At 44.6% G+C, this 413-nt stretch carries 1 pseudogene; it reads left to right on the top strand.

The annotated features are described in order from the left end of the window. Nucleotides 1–413: pseudogene (locus B4033_RS11750) on the top strand (hypothetical protein); the annotation flags it as partial.

Genomic DNA, 413 nt, shown 5'->3' with positions numbered 1-413 from the left:
AAAGAATCAGGCCATTAGTGCGGGTACGATCGTACTTATTAGTATGCTCTATCCTTATATCTGGCGTGCCCAGTTTCAGGCCAAGTACAGTTCTGTACGCTACGCAAAGCGCCTGCAATCCTGTTTATATATTCAAACCCTGATTGTTGTTCTGTCACTGATCAATTACCAGTATTTTCATTCAGCGTTCATTGCTTTACCTTGCCTGGGTCTACTTGCCTTCAGCAGTTTTGTAGCGGTGTTAATTGAGCCCGGCTTTAGAAGTTCTACCCGCAGCACCCTGCTGGTACGTTTGCAGCACATCCGTCAATTGGCTTACTGGTCTTATCAACAGTCGCAAAGCAAAGAGCCGGAACCTGTGCCACTGCAAAAGGATTTAAAAAAATATTATCTGGAATTACATCAACGCTGCA

The organism is Acinetobacter sp. UBA3132 (assembly GCF_002364825.1).
Lineage (GTDB): Bacteria > Pseudomonadota > Gammaproteobacteria > Pseudomonadales > Moraxellaceae > Acinetobacter > Acinetobacter schindleri.
The sequence above is the reverse complement of the archived record's forward strand: the minus strand, read 5'-3'. Positions and strand labels throughout refer to the sequence as shown.